The sequence below is a fragment of the Alkalicoccus saliphilus genome, from assembly GCF_003044065.1.
In the GTDB taxonomy this organism is placed as follows: domain Bacteria; phylum Bacillota; class Bacilli; order Bacillales; family Salisediminibacteriaceae; genus Alkalicoccus; species Alkalicoccus saliphilus.
Genome location: NZ_PZJJ01000005.1, coordinates 95,370 through 114,030 on the forward strand (window position 1 = coordinate 95,370; position 18,661 = coordinate 114,030).

Here is an 18,661-nt window from a genome sequence, read left to right on the forward strand (position 1 = left end):
TATTTTCCCTCCATTACTCATGAACTTTAGTCACTTGAGTAATATGATCAAGAGCCGAAATTTCTTCAAGTGTTTCCTGCTCAACGTTCTGGTCCACTTCAATTACCATCAGAGCATCCTTTCCCTCTTCTTTACGGGAAACTTCCATGTGACCGATATTGATTTTTTTCCCTGCCAGCACAGCAGCTACAGAAGCAATAGCACCGTATTTATCTTCATGAACGACTAAAATTGCCGGATGGTTTCCGCTGAGATTAAGTTCAAAACCATTTAACTCTTTAATTTCCACTTTTCCTCCACCTATTGATATTCCCATAAGTGACATACTTCTCCCATTTTTCTCCATAACAATTTTCACGGTATTTGGATGGTGGCTCACTTCGTTTTCTATAATAAATTCAAAGGCCAGCTCATTTTTCTGAGCTTCTTCCACCGCATTCGTAAGCCGTGGATCACTGGTATCAAAACCAAGAATTCCACCTATGAGAGCTACATCAGTCCCATGGCCCTGATACGTTTTAGCAAATGATCCGTACAGGTGAAATGATACCTTTTCGGGCTGATCCCGAAACAACTGCCGTGCGACCAGACCGATTCGGGCAGCTCCTGCTGTGTGGGAACTTGAAGGCCCGATCATTACCGGTCCAATAATGTCAAATACACTTCTGTATTTCATTTTATGCCTCCTGCACAAATCTTTTTGTAAGCGCTGTCATTACTGTAATACTCTTTAAAAAACGATCTTAAAGTCCTGTGTGGATAATTGCCGGCAGGAGAAAGTAACTGCCGGCTTTTTGTACATGTCGTGCGCCCGTTCTGTTTTTCTATTTTCTTCTGACAGGAGTAACGCTGACAGCTACAGTTCCCGGCCCAACATGCGCTCCGATTACAGGACCGATATTAGTTATTACTTCCTGTTCCACTTCGAACTGCTCTTTAACCTGCTCCATGATTAATTCTGCATCTCCTTCTGCTTCTGCGTGGGAGATACCTACATGCAGCGGTTTTCCATTATAATTCTTCGTCATTTCAGCTAATATTTTTTGAATTGCTTTTTTCTGACCTCTTACTTTTTCAAAAGGATAAACCTCTCCTTCTTTCGTAAGGGAAAGTATCGGCTTGATTTTAAGCAGTGACCCTACCAGGGCAGAAGCTTTGCCGATGCGGCCATTTTTTTGGAGATACTCAAGGGTGTCCACCATAAAATAAACATTCGCTTCTTCCAGCATTTCATTAATTCTGTCCATCACTTCCGCTTTGGAAGCCCCCTGTTCGGCCAGCTGGGCAGCTTCCACTACGATTACACCAATAGCATAGGAAGCTCTTTTGGAATCAATTACATCTACCGGGATCTCTCCTTCCAGCGTCTGCTGGGCAATATGTGCAGACTGAAAAGTGCCGCTCATTTTTGCAGATAGATGAATAGAGATAATTTCCGTACCGGTTTCTTTATAAAGGTTACGGTAGACTTCTTCAAAGCGTGCCGGTGAGGGCTGGGAGGTAGTAGGAATATCCCGCGATTCTCTCAGCTTCTTATAAAAATCCTCAGCACCCAGATCAACTCCGTCTTCATATGTTTCCTCTCCGAAATGTACATTCAGCGGCACCACATGAATATTAAGCTCCTCTGTCATTGTTACAGGAATATCCGCTGTCGAATCCGTGACAATTGTTACTTTTCTCATTTTCCCAGCCCCTTTGCTTCCGTTACTCGACGGATAAAATGTAGGAATACAGCGGTTGATCACCGGCATGCACTTCTACTTCCACCTCTGCATGCTCGGACTCAATGTATTGTCTCAACTTCTCTGCATCCGAAGAAGTGCGGTCTTCCCCATAAATTACAGTTACTATTTCGCTCTCGTCATCCACAAGGTAATCAACGAGTTTCTCAGCTACTTCTTTGACATCCGATCCATTGGATACAATATTTTTTTCTGAAATCCCCATAAAATCTCCTTCATTAATGGAAACTCCATTCAGACTTGTATCCCTTACTGCATAGGTCACTTCTCCTGTTTTCACAAACGTCAGAGCTTCAGACATAGACTCAGCGTTTTCGGAAAGTTTCTGTTCTTCATTAAAAGCCAGCATAGCTGCCAGCCCCTGCGGCACCGATTTGGAAGGGACCACTTTGACGTGCGCTTCTGCTACTTCAGCCGCCTGTTCTGCCGCCATCACAATGTTGCTGTTATTAGGAAGAAGTATAATATTCTCAGCGTTCACTTCCTCAATGGCTTTAACAAAATCCTCCGTGGAAGGGTTCATCGTCTGTCCGCCTTCTATTACTTTCTTCACACCAAGACCTTCAAACAATTCACGTATTCCTTTACCCATACCTACAGTAATAACTGCGAATTCATCCGGTTCTGACGCGGAGGCCTGCTGCTCCTCATTCAAAATCGAAGTATGCTGCTCACGCATATTTTCCACTTTAATATTCACTAGTGACCCGAATTTTTGAGCTTCATTTATTACAGATCCCGGATACTCGACGTGAATATGTATTTTCAGAAGGTCTTCATCCGATACTACGAGCAGTGAATCACCAAATTTGTCGAGCTGATTACGGAAAGCGTCCTCGTTATAAGGGTGCTCGTTCAATTTACTGTCCTCGAATTTCACCATTACTTCCGTACAGTACCCGTATTCAATATCCTCAGTAGCCATGTGGCTCTGGGCTGACTGGTGATGCTCAAACTTAACAAGTTCCTCCATCGATGGTGTTTCCGCATTCGAGGAGACTTTGATTTTTTCACCTTTTAAGGCTGCGAGGAACCCTTCATAAATGGTAAGCAGACCCTGGCCGCCCGAATCAACAACCCCCACTTCCTTCAGAACAGGCAGAAGATCCGGCGTTCGTTCCAGTGAGGCATCTGCTTCTGTCACGACTTTTTCAAGAAGGGAAATACAATCCGTCCCGGCTTCAGCTTCTGCTGCAGCCGCTTCTGCTGCATCTTTAGCTACTGTAAGTATCGTTCCTTCTACAGGTTTCATAACGGCACGGTAGGCCATATCCACGCCTTGTTTCAGCGCATCTGCAATGTGTGACGGCTGAAGCTCAGGCTGTTTTTCAATGCTTTTTGAAAATCCCCGGAACAATTGAGATAATATTACCCCTGAATTTCCTCGTGCTCCCATAAGGAGACCTTTGGCGAAATATCCCGCCACTTTACCTGCGTGTGCTTTTTCGTTTCCTTTAACTTCCTTCACTCCGGAAGTCATAGTTAAGTTCATATTTGTTCCAGTATCACCATCAGGCACAGGAAAAACGTTTAATGCATCAATTTTTTTAGAGTTATTAGAAAGGTTCGCCGCCCCTTCGAGCAGCATCTGCGCAAGTTTTTCTCCATCTATCTTTTGAACAGCCACATGTGTTCCTCCTAGCATAAACTAATTTGTTACCCGGACTCCCGAAATGAAAATATTTACAGAAGTTACTTTTAAGCCGAGCATTTGTTCCAGCTGGTACTTTACTTTCTGCTGAACATTGTAGGCTACTTCTGAAATTTTTGTTCCATAGCTTACGATTATATACATATCAATGTTAACTTTATCGTTTTCTTCACGTATAACCACTCCTCTGGCCATGTTTTCTCTGCCGAGAAGGTCGGTAATACCGTCTTTCAATTGTTTTTGGGAAGCCATTCCTACGATGCCATAACAGTCTACAGCCGCTCCTCCGGCGATCACAGCAACTACTTCCTTCGATACGTCGATATTTCCATACTTTGTATTCATTTCAATGGTCATAAAAAACTGCCTCCTCCGAGGTATATTTACTGAATGGCTAAGGTTATTTTACTACAGTTAGAATGAATTGGAAAGTTCCTCTGACAGCCCGACATTGAGAATAGCACACCCCTGCGTAAAATGCGATGATTAGTGTCAAGGCTTTTAACTTGAAATTATCCCTTGAATTTAAAAAATGGTGATGCTACAATATTCAAGTATGAGTTATGCTGATTGTAAGAAGGAGGGATATGCATGGCACGTCGTTGTGTAATTACTGGCCGTGGGCCGGCAACTGGAAATAAACGTTCCCACGCTATGAATGCTAACAAACGCCGATGGGGCGCCAACGTTCAGAAAGTACGAATTATGGTGGACGGTAAGCCTAAGCGTGTTTATGTTTCTGCACGCGCACTTAAATCCGGCAAAGTTCAGCGGGTATAATAAATTAAGCTGCTTCCCTGAAAAAGGGAGCAGCTTTTTTATATTCATTGATAAAGCCGTTTGTTAAAACGGTTCTCTGAACGGCTGTCCAGGAAAAATGACGGGGCGGTCAAAGGAAAAGGCACCTCACACGTCCCGTCATCATTATTAAGCTTTAAAACCAACCGGAAAGTTAATTAATACATATCCCGGCTTTCGACCATCAGAAGTCTTCCTGTGCGGAAAGATACTTCAGCTTCAGTATAATTCCATTCGTTACTGATACACAGGGTCGATTTTTTCGTAAGCTTCCTGTTGGACAGATCATACCGGAACCCCTTTAAAGTAAGGCCTTCTACTGTATCTGTAGCCGGAAGAAAAGACACGTAGGGAAAAGAAGAACGGCTCACACAGTGCAGACCGGCTTCCAGAGAACACATGCGATTAACTTTGTCTTCTATCGTTAAATAGCTTCTGCTCATCTCCATTAAATGTACTGCAGATAAAAAATGGTCCATCCGTCCTCCGGTGCCTCCAACGATTACAATTTGTTCCGGCTTTTGCTTTTCTGCGAAGTCCACGGCCAGTTCAAGGTCGGTTTCATTTTTTTCAGGCGGGTAAATCTCCGGTAGTTGAACCGCCGTTTTTATCGTCTCCCATTCCCGGCGGGAAACAGAATCAAAATCACCAACAGCTTTTTCCATTGAAATTCCTGATTCTGCCAGCGTAAAAGCTCCCCGGTCCACTCCAATCCATCTGACATGCCTTCCATGCCTTTCAATAATATCCTCCGTTGCCGGAATAAGGGCTGCAGGGCCTCCCCCATAAATAATATATTTCATTAATTCAATTTCTCCTTTTAAGCTGCAGGGTGAAAGAGCTGCTTCCCTGTTCGGGCAAACAGAAACATGATAACCAGCAGCAGTATGAATGTCGGTCCAAGGTAGCTCAAATTATATAAAAATGAATATAAAGCTACCGGAGTTCCTTCCGGTGCAAACTCCCCGAACCATATAACACCAGCTGTGAAATGAGCTGCAAAACGCAGAATAACTGCCAGAAAAATGCCTGAACTTAAGTAAACAATTTTTTTCTTTACTGAAGCATTTCTACTGAACCGGAATACACCGGCAAGTCCTGCAGCAGCAAAAGCAACAGGATATTCAAGCAGCGCCTGTATCCAGTGAACGATATACGGGCCAAACATAAGGTTTGCAAGTCCGAAAAGCAGACCTGTTATTACCCCGGCCCCGACTCCCCTCCGGTAAGCCATAATTAAAATAGGCAGCATAGCGAGAGTTACTGATCCACCGTAAGGCATACGGAATAGCGTTAAAAAATCAAGTACAACTGCAAGGCCTGTCATGAGCGCAATTTCCATCATCACAATCAGCTTTAACCTGTTCAATTTCTTCCCCTCCTTTTACAGCTCCATCATTCATTCGCGCGGACAACTTTTTTGAACAGCTCAGCTTTATGCAGCTTCTTCTTTATTATGTCAGGAGTGAGCTTCTTCCGGTCGTCGAAAAAAGAGATTGGAGGACAGGGCGCAGTCTCCCCGAAAAACTCCTCCACGACATACCGGTTGAAAGCGAAGTGTTTCTCCAGCCGTCAACGAACATAGCTTTAAATAAAAAAACACGACTGCCCTGGAGACAGCCGTGATTACAGCATTTCTACTCCACATCCCTTCGCAAGTATCAGCTTTCAGGTTCAAAGGGTCGGAACATACAGTTCCCTCTCAGTCTTTCAAAAGACTCCCCTGTGGTTTACATTATAAATTTTACTCAGTTCCCCGTATTTGTGCAACAGCTTCTGCACGGTCCTCTTTACCGAATACTGCTGAACCGGCTACAAGAACGTTGGCTCCTGCTTCTATACATAATGCAGCTGTTTCGGCGTTCACACCCCCATCGACCTCTACATCTTTATCGGGGCCTGCCAGCCTCCGTACGTACTCAATTTTAGGCAGTACACTTTCAATAAATGTCTGTCCACCGAAGCCGGGATTAACTGTCATAAGAAGGACAAGATCCACATCCTGGATAACGTGCTCTATCATGCTTACAGGTGTCCCCGGATTGATGACAACCCCAGCTTTAATTCCTTCTTTTTTTATTAGCTGAATGGTCCGGTGAAGATGGGGGCACGCTTCTGCATGTACAGAAATAATATCAGCTCCGGCCTCCGCAAACTCATGAATGTACAGCTCCGGGTTTTCAATCATAAGATGAACATCAAGCGGAAGATTCGTATGCGGACGGACAGCTTTCACAATGAGAGGACCAATCGTAATGTTCGGCACAAAATGGCCATCCATCACGTCTATGTGAATATAGTCCGCGCCTCCTGCATCCACTTCTTTTATTTCTGAACCAAGTTCACTAAAATCTGCCGATAAAATAGAAGGGGCTATTTTTAAAGTCATTCCTTCAGTACCTCCGTTTTTGGGATTGAATTTCGTCATGAAACTGTTTGTAGCTTTCATATCGGAACTGTGCAATACTGCCATCCTCCACAGCCTGCTTTACAGCACATCCCGGCTCTTTCAAGTGCGTACACGCCCGGAAACGGCAGTCATTTATTAAAGCTGCCATTTCCGGATATAAATGAGAAAGGGAAGCCGCTTCGATCCCCCGGAAGTCGAGGGAACTGAATCCAGGCGTATCAGCTACGTAAGTTCCTTCATCCAGTTTTATTAACTCTACATGTCTTGTGGTATGTTTTCCTCTGCCGAGACTGCGTGAAATTGGGTTTGTTTCCAGGTGCAATTCCGGCTTTATTACGTTAAGAAGCGTGGATTTGCCTACCCCCGACTGCCCGGCGAAAACGGAAATCCGTCCCTGCAGAGCTTCTGCAACATCATCGGCTGACTCTTTACTTTCCTGTGAAGTATAAAGCACCTGGTATCCGAGCCTTTCGTAGACCTCCGCTTCTTTCTGCGTTTGTTCAGTGACTCCCAGATCCGTTTTGGTGAGACATATGACCGCTTCTATGCCGTTCGCTTCAATATGCACTAAAAACTTGTCCAACAGATAGGTGCTGAAATCCGGCTCCCTGGCCGAAAAAACGATCACTGCCAGTTCAACATTCGCTATCGGCGGGCGTACCAGTTCGTTTATTCGGGTATTAACTTCCAACACATAGCCATCTGTCCTGTTTTCCGCTTCGAACTCCACCCAGTCTCCGACGAGCGGTGTTATTTTTCTTTTTCGAAAGTTCCCTCTGGCTCTGCATTGAAAAATTCCGTTTTCGTTCTCCACATAATAAAATCCACTTAATGCCTTAACAATTCTCCCTGTAGGCATACGCACCTCCATCATTCATACTGCTGGACTTCCTCATACGTATAATTGTAAGGAGATTCAGCAAATTCCTCCCCATCCACAATTAAAATCAGCGCAGCGGAGCCACCCGGCTCTACAGCCATCGGAACTGCAAATTGTGTTGATTCAGTAATCTCTTCTTCAATTACCGTCTGAGGTGAATGATTAATTGCATCCTCCACCTGAATTTCAATTGCATAGCTTTCAGAATTTTCCCCGTCTGAATCAGGAAGATTCACAGCAAAAGGAACTTCGGCTCTTACCCCTTCCTGCTCATCATTATTTTCTGAGTCTGCATTATTATTATCCTCAGTTTCCTCAGGTGACGGTTCCGGTTCAATCTCTTGTTCTTCATTATTCATTTCTTCATTATTCATTTCTTCATTATTCATTTCTTCATTATTCATTTCTTCATTATTTTCTTCGTTATTAGTTTCGCTGTCCGTTTCTTCTTCCTCAGGACCCTGGGAAAAAGTTACATCCACCGTTATACTTTCACTTATTTCTGTTCCACGCGCCGGTTCCTGAAAAAACACTCTGCCTTCCTCCATGGAATCGTGATATTGCTCTTCGAATGCAAGATCAATGTAGGGGGCATCATTAAGCTCTTCCAGTACTTCCTCTCTCGTCATACCATACAGGTTACCAAGAGTAAAGACTTCCCTTTCTGTAACGATCAGTTCGACTTCCGTTTCTTCCGATACGGTATTTTCCCCCGGCGCCGGAAGCTGTTCGATCACTGTATCATCCGGCTCCTCTGTTGTTTCCCGATAAGAGACATTTACAGAAGCATAATCGGCTAAAGCTTCTTCCGCTTCTGCTTCGGAAAGACCGAGAACATTTTCCATTCCTGTAACAGGCTCAGTGCTGCTGACGATTAATGTTACTTCTGAACCGATTTTAACGGAAGTTCCGGCTTCAGGACGGACTGATATCACATGATCCACCGGAACACTGTCATCTTCCCGTTCCTGTAGATCTGCTTCAAGGTCAAGCTCTTCCAGCTCTTCCAAAGCTTCAGCGGAAGTCAGTCCGGCGACATTCGGTACTTCTACTTCATCAACATGTAGAAAACGCGGTACAACCGCTATCACTATAAACAGCAGACCTATAAGGAAAACAGCTCCCAGTACGCCCCACATCCAGGGGCGCCTGCCTGATTTTTCTTCTTTTTCAGCATTTTTGTTTTTTATAGGCGGGACCATCGTACTCTCTTCCGGAGGTGTCTCAGGATTAATAACCGGTACTGCTTTAGTTACTTCGTCATCATCTTCAAAATGAAGAGGTTCTTCATTTATTCTTTCGGGACTAAGAACTGTCTGCAGGTCCGCAAAAACTTCGTCAGCACTCTCGTACCGGTTATCTGGATTTTTGGCAGTCAGTTTCATAATCATGTTCTCTACACTTTGAGGAATAGACGGATTTACTTCGCTGATTTTCGGGAACGGTTCCTGAAGATGTTTAAGAGCTATGGTTACTGCTGTGTCTCCACTGTACGGAACTTCTCCTGCGAGCATTTCATACAAAATAACTCCCAGAGCGTAAAGGTCGGATTTGTAAGTTATTTTGCCACCGCGAGCCTGTTCCGGAGAAAGATAATGGACTGAACCAAGCACAGAATTTGTGTGAGTGATCGTAGCTTCGCTTATAGCTCTGGCTATACCAAAATCCGTTACTTTTGCTGTGCCATTAATACTCATAAGTATATTCTGCGGTTTTATGTCGCGGTGAATAATGTGATGATAGTGGGCATGGCTCACTGCTTCTGTAATCTGGCTCAAAATCCTTACTGCTTCCTTCACCTCAAGTGAACCATGCTCCTGCACGTACTCTTTAAGAGTCTGCCCTTCTACATACTCCATAACAATATAGTACAGACCATCTTCTTCCCCAACATCGAAAATAGACACAATATTATCATGAAAAAGACTGCTCGCAGATTCTGCCTCCCGGTGAAACCTCCGAATAAATTCTTCATCTTCAGAGAACTGGGATTTAAGCATTTTTACCGCTACAAGGCGATCGAGAATAAGGTCCTTTGCCAAGTAAACGTCGGCCATTCCGCCCCCTCCGGCCGGACGTATAAGCTTATACCGCTCATTAATCCGCTTTCCGATCATCATATACCCACTTCCCTGTTTTGGACTGCCGCTGCTGTAATATTATCTTCCCCGCCCCGTTCGTTTGCTTTATCTATCAATAAACCGGGGATCTCCATTATCGAATATTTCTTTAAAACTTCTTCTATTTCTTCAGCTGGCAGCTTATTCGTCAGTCCATCTGAGCAGAGAAGAATCGTATCTTTCTTCTGCCATTCTATAATACCGGTATCGACCATAATTGTTTTTTCGGTGCCGAGAGCTCTCGTAAGAACATGTTTCTGGGGGTGTTTTTCAGCTTCCTCTACGGAAATCTCCCCTCTCCTTACAAGTTCTTCCACTAAAGAATGATCTTCTGTCACTTGTCGGAGTTCATTTTCCCCATAAATATATATCCTGCTGTCTCCAGCATTGGCGTAAGCAGTGAAATCCGCCGTACTTAGTGCTGCAGTTAACGTTGTTCCCATCCCCCGGCACTCAGGATGGACTTTCTGATATTCAAAAATATTCGTGTTGGCTTCTGCTGCCGCTTTTTCAAGCCATACAGTCACCTCATCCCGGGCCAGTGGTTCTTTCATATCATAAAAACCTGTTACGAGTGTTTCGCAGGCCAGCCTGCTGGCGGTATCGCCCGCCCGGTGACCTCCCATTCCATCTGCAACAACAGCCAGTACGTATTCTCCACTTTCTACTACAGCTACAGCATCTTCATTATGCTGTCTGACTTTTCCCACATCTGTAGCCGAACTATATTCCATTTAGGCACCTCACTCTCCCTGGTCGGACCGCTTCTCCAATGAAGCCATAAAGAAACCGTCAGTACCGAATTTTCCCGGCATAAGCTGAAGCATATAATTTTCCTGTACAGCTTGTTTTACTTTTTCAGGAAGCCGGTCGGACATTTTCTGATCTGCCAAAGCATCGTCATGATCTTCCAAGAACCGTTTAACCTGCAGTTCGTTTTCGTGTTTATCTATTGTACAAGTGCTGTAAATCAGTCTGCCCCCTGGTTTCAGCAGTTTCCATACAGATTGGAGAATTTCTTTTTGAATGGAGACGAGACGTTCAAGATCTTTCTGTTGTTTTGTCCATTTCATGTCTGGTTTGCGGCGTATAACACCAAGACCGGAACACGGTGCATCCACCAGAATTTTATCGAAACTGCCGGCCGCTTCCAATTCAAGTGTTCTGGCGTCGCCGGTCCGGGAGGTAATATTAGTCAGACCCAATCGTTCCGCCTGTTGATTAATTAAGCGGATCTTATGTTCATGAAGATCGACACTTATTACTTCTCCCGTATTTTGCATCTGCTCAGCCAGGTGGGTAGTTTTTCCTCCAGGTGCTGCACACGCATCCAGTATCCGTTCGCCTGAATTCGGTGCAAGGACCTTTCCGGCCATCATGGAGCTTTCATCCTGAATAGTAATTCTTCCTTCCTGAAAGGCCCTCGTAGCAGCCGCTGATCCTCTATGAATACGCAGCGAATCTTCCGGTAGTAATGGACTGATTTCCAGCTCCAGCCCTTCCTCCTGAAGTTCCGTTACTGCTTCATCTCTGGTAACGCGGAGCGGATTAATTCTTACAGAAGTTCCGGGCGGCTGATTGTTTGCTTCTGCGACTTCTTCAGCAGTTTCCCAACCGTACTGACTCACCCATCTTTCTATCATCCAATCAGGATGGGAGGTTTTGACGGCGAGCTGTACTAATGGACTGCCGGCTTCTTTAAGTTCCGGGTCCCCATTTCGAAGGTAAGAACGCAGGATGCCATTTACCATTCCTGAAATGCCTTTATGTCCCCTCTGCTTTGCTATTGTAACCGCTTCATTTAAAACAGCATGATCAGGCACTCTGTCCAGAAATTTAAGCTGGTAAATACTGAGTCTCAGGAGGACAAGCATCCAGGGCTCAAGTTTATCCAGAGCTTTTCTGCTGAAACTTTCAAGAATGAAATCAATATACCGCTGCTGCTGGAGTGTTCCGTAAACGATTTGAGTATAGAGAGGGACATCTACTTTACTGAGCTTTTTCTGGTTAATAACATCATTAAGCAGAAGATTGCTGTAAGTCTGGTTTTTATGAATTTTTAAGAGAGCATCCAGCGAAGCTTCCCTTACATTTGAATTACTCATCGATTCCAAGCACCGTCCCCGCTTTTACATCTCTGCCCTGACCATTATAAAAAGTTGCTATATCCATCGGCTTCTTACCAGATGGCTGCACTTTTTTTAATGCCAGGACTGTTCCGCTGCCGCACGCTACATGTACAGCTTTATCTGTTACAGCCGTTACTGTTCCGGGAAGATCGTTCACCGACCCTTCAACCGGCTCTGCCTCCCAGACTTTAAGCCTTTTACCGAAAAAAGTAGTATAGGCTGCAGGCCAGGGATTAAGGCCTCTTATCTGGCTGCTGACTTCTTCTGCCGGCGCTTCCCAGTTGATAAATTCCTTTTCTTTCGTAATATTCGGAGCAAATGTTGCTTCACTACTGTTTTGAGGCTCCGGTTCCACTTCGCCTTTTTCAAGCATAGGAAGAATTTCCTTTATCATTTCTGCTCCGAGCAGGCTTAGTTTGTCATGCATTGTTCCGGTCGTGTCGTCCGGATTAATCGGAATAGATCGTTTAAGGAGCATATCTCCGGCATCCAGTTTTTCAGCCATGTACATAATAGTAATCCCTGTTTCTTTTTCGCCATTCATTACAGCATAATGTATTGGAGCTCCGCCTCTGTACTTAGGAAGCAGAGAAGCATGCACGTTTACAGCTCCAAGTTCAGGAATATCGAGTACTTTCTTAGGCAGAAGCTGCCCAAACGCAGCAGTAACTATCAGATCCGGCGCAGCCTCTAAAACAGGCTGATAATCTTCCTTAATTTTTTCCGGCTGAAAAACAGGAAGGTCAAGCCTCTCAGCTGCTGTTTTTACCGGGGGAGGAGTAAGAGTTTTCTTTCTTCCTTTCGGCCGGTCCGGCTGTGTAACAACGAGAGCTATGTCGTGTCCGGCTTCCTGAACCGCCTCCATAACAGGAACTGCAAAATCCGGTGTTCCCATAAAAACAATTTTCATTTTTCTCATCCTTCCTGAATCTACATCATCATATGCGGGTTGGTGTCTATTATCACCTGCAGGTCCGTCCGTGCAATATCTGTCTGCAGGGAAACCATCAGTTCATGAAGTACATCAGCAAGCTGCGGTTCAATTTTGTATTTTATCATGACTTGATAGCGATATCTATCTTTGATGCGGGGGATGGGAGAAGCGACCGGACCAAAAACTTTCGTTGTATCAGACAGGTTCTGACGCAGGAAGTCAGTAATTTTTTCTGTAAACTGTACCGTTTTATGCAGATCGGTATGGCTAACCTGCAGCATTGTTAAATAATAATACGGAGGATATCCCCCCATCTTTCTCATCTGCATTTCCTTCTGATAAAAAGACAAAAAATCATGCTGTTTTACTTCCGTAATACTGTAGTGTTCCGGGGAATACGTCTGGATAAGCACTTCACCCGTTTTTTTGTGTCTGCCGGCTCTCCCTGCCACCTGGGTCAGCAGCTGAAACGTTCGCTCTGAAGCTCTGAAATCCGGGAGATGAAGCATAGAGTCAGCTGCAAGAACACCGACTAGAGTAATATTCGGGTAATCCAGACCTTTAGCTATCATCTGTGTTCCGAGAAGCACATCAGCTTCCCCCCGGCCGAACTTAGTAAGCAGTTTTTCATGAGCTCCTTTAGTCCTGGTTGTATCAACGTCCATTCTTATAATACGGATACCATCCAGCTGCTTTTTTAATTCTTCCTCCACCTTCTGGGTACCGGTCCCAAAAAACCTTATCTGGTCACTGTCACAGTCGGGACACCTCACAGGAACCGTTTCCCTGTACCCGCAGTAATGACACTGCAGAGCCTGATTGGTACGGTGATACGTAAGCGAAATGTCACAGTGCGGACATTCAGGGACAAAACCGCATTCCCGGCACATTATAAACGTGGAGTAGCCGCGTCTGTTTAAAAGCAGGACAGTCTGTTCTCCTTTCAGTCTGCGTTCTTCCATCTTATCAAGAAGATCCTCAGAAAACATGGAACGATTTCCGGTACGCAGCTCTTCCCTCATATCAATTAAAGTTACAGAAGGCATAACAGCGTCATTCACTCTGTTTTCCATCGTAAGAAGCTGATAGACCCCTTTCTGGGCTCTTGCATAACTTTCCAGAGAAGGGGTCGCGCTCCCGAGCACGACCGGACAGTTATAATGTTCCGCCCTGGCAACAGCTACCGTTCTGGCATGGTAACGCGGAGCCTCTTCCTGTTTATAGCTGGCCTCATGTTCTTCATCGATGATGATAATTCCTAAATTAGTGAATGGCGCGAAAACAGCTGACCTCGCTCCAACAACGACATCCACTTCCCCATCACGTATCTTTTTCCATTCATCGTATTTTTCACCTTTGGAGAGGGCGCTGTGCATTACCGCCACTCTGGAACCAAACCTCGCTTTAAAACGGTTCACCATCTGAGGTGTTAAAGAGATTTCAGGGACAAGTACGATAGCTTCTTTACCCTCTTTCAGCGTACGGTCGATCGCCTGAAGGTAAATTTCCGTCTTTCCACTGCCGGTCACACCCCGGAGAAGAAATGTTCTATGTTCTTTTTCATCCATTGCTGCTGTAATTTCACCTAAGACAACTGCCTGATCTTCAAGCAGAGGAAGGTTTTCAGATGATTCAAATTCCCTTCCTTCGTAGGGATCCCGTTTTACGACTGTTTCCTGTTTTGCAAGCCACCCCTTCTCCACCAGTGCATCCAGGGCAGCTTTGGAGCCATATTCGGAAAGTTCCTGTGCAGTATAGGCTTTATCATTCGGCCTCTCAGACAGAAAACGCAGCACTGCCGCCTGTTTTGGGGCTTTTTTCTGAAGGGACTCCGCCTCTTTCATGGCCTGACGGCTTTCTTCTTTAAGCGAATAAACAAGTCTTTTTTTCGCTGCATCTTTTGTAGTAACGACCGGCTCTGCTGACAGCAGACCTTTTCTCAGGGAAGAAACGGCCGATTTTATCTCATTTTCGGAAGCATTTTTAATCCACTCATCCCATTCGATAACATCCTCAGAAGTTTTAAAATACGGCTGAAGCAGAGGGTCCAGCTTATTTATTTCTGCTGTCACTGTTAATATTTTTTTGTACTTGGCACGCATCGCCTGGGGAAGCATTGCCTTCAGCACAGCTACATGAAGGGATAAGGTTTCGGTTTTTATCTTTTCCGCTAACTGCAGAAGTTCTTCCGTAAGCGGCGGGACCAGGTCCAGCTGTTCAGTCACAGGTTTCAGCTTATGCTTTGGGACTTCCGTTGAATCGGAAAGTTCCGCTACGAATCCCTGTACGGGCCTGTTCGCAAACGGAACGTGGACTCTGCATCCTACAACCAGTGTTTTTGCCAGCGAGTCAGGTACTGAGTAGTCAAACATCCGGTCAACAGCCTGTGAAGGAACGTCTACAATGACTTTTGCTATCATTTTGTTTTCCCCGTCAGACCGGCAGCTGCATCGAGTATAAGTTCTGCGGCTTTAGTCTTGGATGTCAGCGGTATTTCCTGAGGTGGAAGGGCTTTAAAGAATAAGGTAAGTGCGTTAGTATCCCCCTGAAATCCGGAGCCCGCTTCTATTACAGAATTGGCACAGATCATATCGGCATTTTTTTTATTCAGTTTTTCTTCAGCATAACGTGCAATGTCCTGGGTTTCTGCTGCAAAACCGACAAGTACCTGATCTTTTTTTCTGCTCCCGAGTTCCTGAAGGATATCTTTCGTGCGTTCCATTTCGATACTTAAAGGGCGGTCCGATTTTTTAACTTTATGGGCCGTAGTTTCAGCGGGAGTGTAATCGGAAACCGCTGCCGCTTTGATAATTATATCCATTCTTTCAGCTTCAGACATGACTGCATTGTACATATCTTCAGCTGACTGTACATTAATTCTGCGAACCCCGTGCGGGTCCGGAAGGGAAACGGGGCCTGCTATAAGCGTTACGTCCGCTCCTCTTGCAGCAGCCTCCCCGGCGATGGCAAAGCCCATTTTTCCAGAAGACCTGTTGGAGAGAAACCGTACAGGGTCGAGCACTTCCTGGGTAGGTCCTGCTGTAACAAGTACTTTTTTTCCGTGCCACTCCGGATGGCTCTGTTTAGTGAAATGATAATTCACCATGGCCAGAAGATCCTCCGGTTCTGCCATTCTGCCTTTCCCTGTATATCCGCAGGCCAGATATCCTTCGTCGGGTTCCACAAAATAATATCCGTCTTTCTCCAGCTGCTGCATATTGCGCAGAACCGCAGGATGAGCGTACATATGTACATTCATAGCCGGAGCGATATAAACGGGAGCTGTTGCTGCAAGCAGAGTGGTGGTGACCATGTCATCAGCTATACCGTTCGCAAGCTTACCTATAATATTCGCTGAAGCAGGTGCTACAAAGATCAGGTCCGCCCAGTCTGCCACATCAATGTGGGCGATGCCTGCAGGATCCGGTTCAGTAAACGTATCAGTATAAACATGATCTCTTGAAAGTGCCTGAAATGTCAGAGGTGTAACAAATTCCTGGGCATGAGGCGTCATCAGAACTTTCACCTCGTACCCTGCCTGTACTAATTTGGAAGTTAAAGCCGCTGCTTTGAAAGCCGCTATTCCTCCCGAAACTGCCAAGAGCACTCTTTTTTTCCTCTCCATATGCCATTCCCCTCCGTAGATTTTGTCATCAGCAGATTCAGCTGAAACCAAAAGAAAAACGATCTGATGCTCAGATCGTTTCCTTTACGTCATCTTCGTTTAGTTCAAAACTCAGCTGTTCTGCATCAATTTCTTCCAGAGCCATACCTACATAATTAACGGATTTGGCACCATCCGGCTGATTGAACTTTTCTGGATGCTCACGAAGCTGGCGCGCCCGCTGGGCAGAAACCGTCACAAGCGTGTACTTCGAGTTAATCTTTGTTTGTAATGAATCGATCGATGGCTGAAGCATCGTTTTAATCACTCCTCGGCTAGTTGTTTATATTGATGAATCAAACGGTCTTTTTTACAGTTTTCAGCAGTAACAATAGATTTTATACGTTCTACCGCCAGTTCCACTTTATCATTTTCCACGACATAATCGTAATTATCCATTAAGTCAATTTCTTCTTTGGCCACAGTCATACGGCTGTCGATGAGGTCGCCTGTTTCAGTTCCACGTCCTTCAATACGATTCCTCAGTTCATGCAGGCTCGGGGGCATAAGAAAAATAAATACGCCTTCTGGAAAACTTTCTTTAACCTGAAGAGCTCCCTGGACTTCAATTTCAAGGATAACGTCGTGTCCTTTATTGATCATTTCTTCAACATACGTGCGGGGTGTTCCATAATAGTTATTTACGTACTTTGCATGTTCAAGCATTTCTCCTTCACGGATCATGCGCTCGAATTCTTCTTTAGATTTGAAAAAATAGTTCACCCCGTCCACTTCCCCTTCACGCGGACTGCGTGTAGTTGCAGAAACGGAATATTTAATGTCTGTATCCTGCTCTCTTAAGGCACCACAAACTGTCCCTTTGCCCACCCCGGAAGGTCCGGAGAGGACGATGAGCAATCCTTTTTCACGCTTCATTCTTTTCCTCCACTTAGTACAGTATTATCGTAGTATAGCACGGGGAGCTCAGCTCCGTCACGGTCTTTCTATTCTTCCGTAGCATCTTCCTTACTCGTAATTACTCGCTGAGCAACCGTTTCCGGCTGTACTGCAGAAAGTATAACGTGATCACTGTCAGCTATTATAACCGCTCTCGTACGTCTCCCATAGGTCGCATCAACGAGCATATTTCGGTCGCGGGCGTCTGAAATGATTCTTTTTATCGGAGCCGATTCCGGGCTCACAATAGAAATTATGCGGTTTGCTGATACAATATTGCCAAAGCCTATGTTTATAAGTTTAATATCCACTGAAAGATCTCCTCTTTTCCTATTCAATATTCTGCACCTGCTCTCTGAGCTTTTCGATCTCATCTTTCATTTCCACAGCGAGGGCGCCTGTTTCTGCTGAAGCTGCTTTTGAACCGATCGTATTTACTTCACGGTTCAGCTCCTGAAGAAGAAAGTCCAGTTTTCTTCCAACAGCTCCCTCTGCTTCGAGAGTATTTAAAAACTGCCCGATGTGACTTTCGATTCTTATAAGCTCTTCTTCTATATCCGCTTTTTCCACGTGCACAGCAACTTCTGTCAAAAGGCGGCTTTCATCCACTTCCACCCCTGATAAAAATTCCTCTGCACGCTGACGCAGACGCTCATAAACTGTTTTTTTAGTCAGAGGAGCCTCCATGCTTATCCTTTCTGTCAACTGCCGGAGTCGATCTGTTTTTTTCTGCAGATCCTCCTTAAGCAGTCTGCCTTCCATCCGGCGCATTTTCATCACTTCCCGGGCAGCCTCAGTTACACAGCCGCTGAGTTCTTCCGCCAGCAGTTCCGAATCTGCTTCCGGTTGTTTCATATAGACGATGTCACTATGCTGAAGCATGGCTGCTGCCGGAAAATCCTCGGCTGATCCCGTTGCTTCCTTCAATTCATCAAACTTCTTTTGAAATTGTGTAAGCAGGGGCCAGTTAATATGTACTTCACCAGGTGAACCTTCTGATTCAAGGTACACCGAAACTTCCACTTTTCCGCGAAGAATGTCAGAGGCCGACCACCGGCGGACTTTCTCTTCCATGAAACTCCACTGTTTTGGAAGTTTAACGCTGACATCAGAAAATCGATGATTAACAGCCCTAATTTCGACTGTCACCCGACCGTGGCTGATTTGTTTCACTGAGCGGCCAAATCCGGTCATACTTCTCACCATAGCTATCACATCCACTCTTTTATTCTAACTAATATTTTTATTTTCAACAAGCCCAGCTCATACACAACGTATATTGTGTCCAATCCCCCCGGTAAATAATACCGGCTGGCAGTATGTGTTCTGATGAGGAACAGGCTGTATGGACCTTTCACAGAAGCTGTAATACATCTTCGTTTAATCCTACAGCATTTTATACGGTCCGACAAACGAGTGTCTGTTATAATAGG

At 45.0% G+C, this 18,661-nt stretch carries 19 protein-coding genes and 1 riboswitch; of the genes, 1 reads left to right on the top strand and 18 read right to left on the bottom strand.

Annotation, left to right across the window (positions count from 1 at the left end; translation table 11 throughout):
- Positions 1 to 13: 13 nt before the first annotated feature.
- From sdaAB to C6Y45_RS04935, 4 genes are all read right to left on the bottom strand, one after another.
- Positions 14 to 676 carry an L-serine ammonia-lyase, iron-sulfur-dependent subunit beta gene (gene sdaAB, locus C6Y45_RS04920; RefSeq protein ID WP_107583919.1) on the bottom strand — a complete coding sequence of 221 codons (663 nt, stop codon included), beginning with the start codon at positions 674 to 676 and terminating at the stop codon, positions 14 to 16.
- 148 nt (positions 677 to 824) lie between these two features.
- The gene (locus C6Y45_RS04925; RefSeq protein ID WP_107584005.1) at positions 825 to 1,685 is read right to left on the bottom strand and encodes a DegV family protein; all 861 of its coding nucleotides are present in this window, start codon (positions 1,683 to 1,685) and stop codon (positions 825 to 827) included.
- Between the two features lie 22 nt (positions 1,686 to 1,707).
- Positions 1,708 to 3,372, bottom strand: a complete 1,665-nt coding sequence (locus C6Y45_RS04930) for a DAK2 domain-containing protein (protein ID WP_107583920.1) — start codon at positions 3,370 to 3,372, stop codon at positions 1,708 to 1,710.
- A 21-nt stretch (positions 3,373 to 3,393) separates the two neighbouring features.
- Positions 3,394 to 3,753, bottom strand: coding sequence for an Asp23/Gls24 family envelope stress response protein (locus tag C6Y45_RS04935; RefSeq protein ID WP_107583921.1), 360 nt, complete (start codon positions 3,751 to 3,753; stop codon positions 3,394 to 3,396).
- A 234-nt stretch (positions 3,754 to 3,987) separates the two neighbouring features.
- Between C6Y45_RS04935 and rpmB the strand changes: the two genes are divergently transcribed.
- Complete coding sequence (gene rpmB, locus C6Y45_RS04940) at positions 3,988 to 4,176, top strand: 50S ribosomal protein L28 (protein ID WP_107583922.1); 189 nt, start codon at positions 3,988 to 3,990, stop codon at positions 4,174 to 4,176.
- 176 nt (positions 4,177 to 4,352) lie between these two features.
- Here rpmB and C6Y45_RS04945 read toward each other — a convergent pair whose 3' ends face one another.
- From C6Y45_RS04945 to C6Y45_RS05015, 14 genes are all read right to left on the bottom strand, one after another.
- Complete coding sequence (locus C6Y45_RS04945) at positions 4,353 to 4,997, bottom strand: thiamine diphosphokinase (protein WP_107583923.1); 645 nt, start codon at positions 4,995 to 4,997, stop codon at positions 4,353 to 4,355.
- A gap of 17 nt (positions 4,998 to 5,014) precedes the next feature.
- Positions 5,015 to 5,563, bottom strand: a complete 549-nt coding sequence (gene thiT, locus C6Y45_RS04950) for an energy-coupled thiamine transporter ThiT (RefSeq protein WP_107583924.1) — start codon at positions 5,561 to 5,563, stop codon at positions 5,015 to 5,017.
- Positions 5,564 to 5,823: 260 nt separating this feature from the next.
- Positions 5,824 to 5,929, bottom strand: a riboswitch (TPP riboswitch).
- 9 nt (positions 5,930 to 5,938) lie between these two features.
- The gene (rpe, locus tag C6Y45_RS04960) at positions 5,939 to 6,583 is read right to left on the bottom strand and encodes a ribulose-phosphate 3-epimerase (RefSeq protein WP_107583926.1); all 645 of its coding nucleotides are present in this window, start codon (positions 6,581 to 6,583) and stop codon (positions 5,939 to 5,941) included.
- 4 nt (positions 6,584 to 6,587) lie between these two features.
- The gene (gene rsgA, locus C6Y45_RS04965; RefSeq protein ID WP_107584006.1) at positions 6,588 to 7,463 is read right to left on the bottom strand and encodes a ribosome small subunit-dependent GTPase A; all 876 of its coding nucleotides are present in this window, start codon (positions 7,461 to 7,463) and stop codon (positions 6,588 to 6,590) included.
- Between the two features lie 11 nt (positions 7,464 to 7,474).
- Positions 7,475 to 9,604 (bottom strand): Stk1 family PASTA domain-containing Ser/Thr kinase, encoded by a 2,130-nt coding sequence (gene pknB, locus C6Y45_RS04970; protein ID WP_107583927.1) that lies wholly within the window; start codon positions 9,602 to 9,604, stop codon positions 7,475 to 7,477.
- Positions 9,601 to 10,338 carry a Stp1/IreP family PP2C-type Ser/Thr phosphatase gene (locus tag C6Y45_RS04975; protein ID WP_107583928.1) on the bottom strand — a complete coding sequence of 246 codons (738 nt, stop codon included), beginning with the start codon at positions 10,336 to 10,338 and terminating at the stop codon, positions 9,601 to 9,603. The genes pknB and C6Y45_RS04975 overlap by 4 nt, the downstream gene beginning before the upstream one ends.
- Positions 10,339 to 10,347: 9 nt before the next feature.
- Entirely contained in the window at positions 10,348 to 11,709 is a 1,362-nt protein-coding gene (gene rsmB, locus C6Y45_RS04980; RefSeq protein WP_107584007.1) for a 16S rRNA (cytosine(967)-C(5))-methyltransferase RsmB, read from the bottom strand.
- Entirely contained in the window at positions 11,702 to 12,643 is a 942-nt protein-coding gene (fmt, locus tag C6Y45_RS04985; RefSeq protein ID WP_107583929.1) for a methionyl-tRNA formyltransferase, read from the bottom strand. The genes rsmB and fmt overlap by 8 nt, the downstream gene beginning before the upstream one ends.
- Positions 12,644 to 12,663: 20 nt before the next feature.
- On the bottom strand, positions 12,664 to 15,087 hold the full coding sequence (gene priA, locus C6Y45_RS04990) for a primosomal protein N' (protein WP_107583930.1): 2,424 nt from the start codon (positions 15,085 to 15,087) through the stop codon (positions 12,664 to 12,666).
- A complete protein-coding gene (coaBC, locus tag C6Y45_RS04995) occupies positions 15,084 to 16,292 on the bottom strand; it encodes a bifunctional phosphopantothenoylcysteine decarboxylase/phosphopantothenate--cysteine ligase CoaBC (protein ID WP_107583931.1) in 1,209 nt (402 codons plus the stop codon). Before coaBC ends, priA begins: the two co-directional genes overlap by 4 nt.
- A gap of 70 nt (positions 16,293 to 16,362) precedes the next feature.
- Positions 16,363 to 16,587, bottom strand: a complete 225-nt coding sequence (gene rpoZ / locus C6Y45_RS05000; RefSeq protein ID WP_107583932.1) for a DNA-directed RNA polymerase subunit omega — start codon at positions 16,585 to 16,587, stop codon at positions 16,363 to 16,365.
- A gap of 8 nt (positions 16,588 to 16,595) precedes the next feature.
- On the bottom strand, positions 16,596 to 17,207 hold the full coding sequence (gene gmk, locus C6Y45_RS05005; protein WP_107583933.1) for a guanylate kinase: 612 nt from the start codon (positions 17,205 to 17,207) through the stop codon (positions 16,596 to 16,598).
- Between the two features lie 68 nt (positions 17,208 to 17,275).
- Positions 17,276 to 17,539 carry an extracellular matrix/biofilm regulator RemA gene (gene remA, locus C6Y45_RS05010; RefSeq protein ID WP_026696207.1) on the bottom strand — a complete coding sequence of 88 codons (264 nt, stop codon included), beginning with the start codon at positions 17,537 to 17,539 and terminating at the stop codon, positions 17,276 to 17,278.
- A gap of 19 nt (positions 17,540 to 17,558) precedes the next feature.
- Positions 17,559 to 18,449 (bottom strand): YicC/YloC family endoribonuclease, encoded by an 891-nt coding sequence (locus C6Y45_RS05015; protein ID WP_160058134.1) that lies wholly within the window; start codon positions 18,447 to 18,449, stop codon positions 17,559 to 17,561.
- Positions 18,450 to 18,661 lie beyond the last annotated feature (212 nt).

What these genes read in the sequence shown, in the direction of transcription:
- sdaAB (WP_107583919.1), bottom strand. Translation starts at nt 676, where the DNA reads ATGAAATACAGAAGTGTATTTGACATTATTGGACCGGTAATGATCGGG.
- C6Y45_RS04925 (WP_107584005.1), bottom strand. Translation starts at nt 1,685, where the DNA reads ATGAGAAAAGTAACAATTGTCACGGATTCGACAGCGGATATTCCTGTA.
- C6Y45_RS04935 (WP_107583921.1), bottom strand. Translation starts at nt 3,753, where the DNA reads ATGACCATTGAAATGAATACAAAGTATGGAAATATCGACGTATCGAAG.
- rpmB (WP_107583922.1), top strand. Translation starts at nt 3,988, where the DNA reads ATGGCACGTCGTTGTGTAATTACTGGCCGTGGGCCGGCAACTGGAAAT.
- C6Y45_RS04945 (WP_107583923.1), bottom strand. Translation starts at nt 4,997, where the DNA reads ATGAAATATATTATTTATGGGGGAGGCCCTGCAGCCCTTATTCCGGCA.
- rpe (WP_107583926.1), bottom strand. Translation starts at nt 6,583, where the DNA reads ATGACTTTAAAAATAGCCCCTTCTATTTTATCGGCAGATTTTAGTGAA.
- rsgA (WP_107584006.1), bottom strand. Translation starts at nt 7,463, where the DNA reads ATGCCTACAGGGAGAATTGTTAAGGCATTAAGTGGATTTTATTATGTG.
- pknB (WP_107583927.1), bottom strand. Translation starts at nt 9,604, where the DNA reads ATGATGATCGGAAAGCGGATTAATGAGCGGTATAAGCTTATACGTCCG.
- C6Y45_RS04975 (WP_107583928.1), bottom strand. Translation starts at nt 10,338, where the DNA reads ATGGAATATAGTTCGGCTACAGATGTGGGAAAAGTCAGACAGCATAAT.
- rsmB (WP_107584007.1), bottom strand. Translation starts at nt 11,709, where the DNA reads ATGAGTAATTCAAATGTAAGGGAAGCTTCGCTGGATGCTCTCTTAAAA.
- fmt (WP_107583929.1), bottom strand. Translation starts at nt 12,643, where the DNA reads ATGAAAATTGTTTTTATGGGAACACCGGATTTTGCAGTTCCTGTTATG.
- priA (WP_107583930.1), bottom strand. Translation starts at nt 15,087, where the DNA reads ATGATAGCAAAAGTCATTGTAGACGTTCCTTCACAGGCTGTTGACCGG.
- coaBC (WP_107583931.1), bottom strand. Translation starts at nt 16,292, where the DNA reads ATGGAGAGGAAAAAAAGAGTGCTCTTGGCAGTTTCGGGAGGAATAGCG.
- rpoZ (WP_107583932.1), bottom strand. Translation starts at nt 16,587, where the DNA reads ATGCTTCAGCCATCGATCGATTCATTACAAACAAAGATTAACTCGAAG.
- gmk (WP_107583933.1), bottom strand. Translation starts at nt 17,207, where the DNA reads ATGAAGCGTGAAAAAGGATTGCTCATCGTCCTCTCCGGACCTTCCGGG.